The 3,573-nt window shown below is 62.0% G+C and carries 8 protein-coding genes; 7 read left to right on the top strand and 1 reads right to left on the bottom strand.

Going from position 1 to position 3,573, the window contains the following annotated elements:
• The first annotated feature begins 63 nt into the window (after positions 1-63).
• The 7 genes from I6F49_RS19980 to I6F49_RS20010 all read left to right on the top strand — a co-directional run bounded on the left by I6F49_RS19980 (position 64) and on the right by I6F49_RS20010 (position 2,861).
• Complete coding sequence (locus I6F49_RS19980) at positions 64-411, top strand: hypothetical protein (RefSeq protein ID WP_114488324.1); 348 nt, start codon at positions 64-66, stop codon at positions 409-411.
• Complete coding sequence (locus tag I6F49_RS19985; protein WP_114488323.1) at positions 408-635, top strand: hypothetical protein; 228 nt, start codon at positions 408-410, stop codon at positions 633-635. Before I6F49_RS19980 ends, I6F49_RS19985 begins: the two co-directional genes overlap by 4 nt.
• On the top strand, positions 629-841 hold the full coding sequence (locus I6F49_RS19990; protein WP_114488322.1) for an excisionase: 213 nt from the start codon (positions 629-631) through the stop codon (positions 839-841). Before I6F49_RS19985 ends, I6F49_RS19990 begins: the two co-directional genes overlap by 7 nt.
• Positions 838-1,458 carry a hypothetical protein gene (locus I6F49_RS19995; protein WP_114488321.1) on the top strand — a complete coding sequence of 207 codons (621 nt, stop codon included), beginning with the start codon at positions 838-840 and terminating at the stop codon, positions 1,456-1,458. Before I6F49_RS19990 ends, I6F49_RS19995 begins: the two co-directional genes overlap by 4 nt.
• Before the next feature lie 262 nt (positions 1,459-1,720).
• Positions 1,721-2,017 (top strand): hypothetical protein, encoded by a 297-nt coding sequence (locus tag I6F49_RS20000; protein WP_114488319.1) that lies wholly within the window; start codon positions 1,721-1,723, stop codon positions 2,015-2,017.
• Complete coding sequence (locus I6F49_RS20005; RefSeq protein ID WP_197181730.1) at positions 2,014-2,646, top strand: HNH endonuclease signature motif containing protein; 633 nt, start codon at positions 2,014-2,016, stop codon at positions 2,644-2,646. The genes I6F49_RS20000 and I6F49_RS20005 overlap by 4 nt, the downstream gene beginning before the upstream one ends.
• Entirely contained in the window at positions 2,643-2,861 is a 219-nt protein-coding gene (locus tag I6F49_RS20010) for a hypothetical protein (RefSeq protein ID WP_114488317.1), read from the top strand. The genes I6F49_RS20005 and I6F49_RS20010 overlap by 4 nt, the downstream gene beginning before the upstream one ends.
• Positions 2,862-3,036: 175 nt before the next feature.
• Here the strand turns inward: I6F49_RS20010 and I6F49_RS20015 are convergent.
• Positions 3,037-3,573 (bottom strand): lysis protein (locus I6F49_RS20015; RefSeq protein ID WP_231615159.1); only part of this gene is annotated, 537 nt, incomplete at its 5' end.

A 3,573-nucleotide genomic window follows, 5' to 3' on the forward strand; every position in this document is an offset into this window, starting at 1 on the left:
GTGGTGCGACACAGCCTGCCGTGACGGGTGGGTGCGCGAGTCGCGGTTGCGGGGAGGTGTGCGATGAGCGAAGACGAAATGTTGGAGCTGGCTGCGAAGGCCATGCACAACCTGCGGAACCCGAATTTCTGTAACTACACCGTGGTGGATAAAGAAGTCGGTGTGTGCTTAGAACTGGGTTCTCGCCGGGGTGCGATCACGAGCTACTGGAACCCCCTCGTCAACGATGGCGATGCCCTGCTTCTGGCGGTGAAGTTGCGCATGTCGGTGACGGTCTTTGACAACGCGGTGGGTATCGGTATCAAGGGCGACTTTGGTTACCGTGAGTACGACATAACTCCAGACCCCCACGCCGCCACTCGCTGGGCCATAACCCACGCCGCCGCCGAAATTGGAAAGGCAATGCCATGAACGACAAACGATTCGAATCCTGGTGGACCAGCAACCCGGCGCGCGTGGCGCTGAACCCGGCAGCGAAGGAAGTGGCGCGCAAGGTGTGGAAGGCGGCCCAGCAGGACATGGCGACGGAACTGCTGGAGATCAACCCAGCGCCTGCTGGTGCGTCGTTCGACGCGCTGATCGCCTCGCTGACCACAGCACGCGGCGTTCCGCACGTCAAGGGGGCACCATGCTAAAACGCATCCCCCTGTTCTGCCAGGAGACTGGCTATTCTGAGAAGGCCTTGGCCCGCAAGATCGAAGACGGCGTGTGGGTCGAGGGCCGCGAGTACGTGCGGGCGCCGGATGGGCGCTTGCTGATCGACATGGATGGGTTCAACAGGTGGGCTCGTTCCGAACAAAACACCAAACCCCGGCGAAGAGTCGGAGAAAGCACCATGTGAACCTCGACCAACTGACCGCGCGCATCCGTACCGCCATCGAATGCACCACCAACCAGCTTCGCCCGCCCGTAATGGGCCCGGGGCTCCCCGAGTCCACCCGCACCGCGCTGCAGGTCCACCTCGACGCGCTCCTGAAAGAAGAGCTGCGAGCGCTTACTGGGCAAGCGCCGGAGGGCGATTTGGCTGGGTTCGCAGAGCAGAACGAAAAATTTGCGCAGGACATGGGTTTGCGCAAAGACCCCGAGCCGCCCATCTACGAAAACCTCTGGCTCCAAGCGACCAGCGACCTCAACGCCGCGATGGGCCTGGTACAGCAGAACCAAGAGTTCTTCGGCGCGCAGTGCGGCGACGACAAGATCAAGGTGATTGGCGAGTTCTTCGTCAAGTGGGCGGCCCTCATGATGGAGCCGAAGGCCGACACCACCCCCTGGTATCCCGACGATTCAGGCGACTGGGTGGAAGGCCACCCGCGCGAGCTGCCACCTAACACACCAATGGCGGGCTGGTTGTTCCGGTCCGAACGGGACAACAAAGCGTACACGACCCCGGAATCCGACTGGACCGCAGGCGAGTTGCGCAACCGGAACATCGTCGCCTACAAGGTGGTCAAGCCATGACCTACGAAGTCCAATTCCAAGTGGGCACCGCCGAGTACACCGCGCGCGGTCCCGACATCGACGGCGTGCTGCGGCTGATCCAGGGGGTGCAGGGTGTGGGGCGTGTGCCGGAGTGGATCGACTGGGCCGGCGGTGCGTGTCCCGTAGCTTCCGGTGTCGTCGTTGCCCTCCAGCCCCGTTCGGGTAGACAGACGCGCGGTGAGGGTCAAACTTTTGACTGGGGTCACACCGGCCGCCCTGGCGACATCGTGAGGTATCGCGTATGCGAGTGATCCTCCACGGCCCCGTAACCGCCGACCACCTGGCCGATGCCGAACTGATGGCCGGGATCACCCCGACCAGCTTCGTGACGAACGGCCTGTCCCACCCGCCGCGCGGCAGCCGCCTGCCCGTCGATGTCTACCCGATCTGCCCGATGCAGCCGGTGGAAACCCGGGAGCGGGCGCGGAACTACACACTTGTTTTCCACTCAGACGCATTGGTGTGTGCAGGGGGAAACGACCATCTTGTGTCTCTTGCGCGCAACTATAACCTACTGATTTACGAGGTTAATCCATGAAACGGATTTCACTGGCGCGGTTGAGACAGGTGTTGCACTACGACCCGGATAATGGCGTGTTCACGTGGCACCCCCGTGGCCTCGAAGATTTCGACGGCGATGAAAGACGATGGCGCAGTTGGANGCACTACGACCCGGATAATGGCGTGTTCACGTGGCACCCCCGTGGCCTCGAAGATTTCGACGGCGATGAAAGACGATGGCGCAGTTGGAACACGCAGCATGCCGGTCGCCCTGCAGGGTGCTCAACACTGCGCTACACCAACATCCGCATCGACGGCAAAACATACTGGAGTCATCGTGTCGCATGGTTCTACACACATGGTCACTGGCCCAACGGGATTATCGACCACCGGAACGGCGACAAATATGACAACCGATTGGACAACCTTCGTGTCGTTTGCCCGATGGGCAACGCTGAAAATCGCAGGGCGCTCATGCGCGGGAAGAAGGAAGACTTACCGATAGGTGTGTTCAAGATGCCTCGTCCGGGTTTGCCCAACCCCTACATGGCGCGCATCGCAGCCAGAGGCGCCCGAAAGTATCTGGGGTGCTTCCCAACACCTGAAGCCGCATCGGCCGCCTACCTCGCGGCAAAACGAGAACTGCACGAAAGCAACACGCTATGACCGAAACAGCAGAACAACCGGCCCACAAGCTCAACGCCGACCAGACCGTGGCCGTCGCCACCGACGTGTTCTGGAACGAGGACATGACCACGTGCCCTCGCGGCGCCAAGGTCCAACTGCTCGGCGCGGGCGGCGTGGCGGTATACGGCGACTACCACGGTGATCCGTTCTGGCAGGCGTGGTGCCCGCTGCCGAAGCGTCGGAGGAAGGTATGAACTCGCATCAACGTCGTGTGGCTTTTCGCAAGCAGTACCCACACCCTGTGGTTGAGATTCGCGGTGACAAGGTGTTCGTCCTCGCCTAGAGATCGTTCTGGAGAAGGGCACTGCGCCACCCCAAACTTCGTGCACTATACGCAGAGTGGGTGGCGCAGGGACGACCTGAACCTGATCACTTCAGGCAAACACCCCTGACGTAATCCTGCAGCCCCGCTATTTGCTGGCGGGCAGTTTCAATCCCGGCTCGGAGACTGAAATAATCCCGTTCAGCGGCGTCAGTAAGTCGGGGGCCGCCTGCATCAACCACGCTGGTGGCGCCGGGGGCTTGGGGCACACCAGTTCCGGTTGGGGCGGGGCACTTGGCATTGATCCGCAGCCCGACACGGCCAGCGCGCACATCAGACTGCAGAGTTTCCAGCTTGCGCTTTTCATGGTTCAGTTCCTTCGTGTGTTTCTCGTCCAGAGCGGCCACGGCCGCCTTGCGCGCATCGTCCTCGGCGACCACCGCCTGGTACGCCTTCAGTGTCTTGTCGGCCAACACGCGCAGCACCTCGGCGTTGTCGGCCTTCGTCTTCTGATGCGCCGACTTCTCGCCGGCCACCCTCACCTGCTGCCCGGCCAGCGCCAGCAGGAGCACCACGATCAGCGCCTCGCGCCAGAATTTGAGCAGCCCGATCATGTCAGTGCTTTCAGCGCAGTCTCGTACTGC

Source organism: Pseudoalteromonas sp. SWN166 (assembly GCF_015864485.1).
Classification (GTDB): Bacteria; Pseudomonadota; Gammaproteobacteria; order Enterobacterales; family Alteromonadaceae; genus Pseudoalteromonas.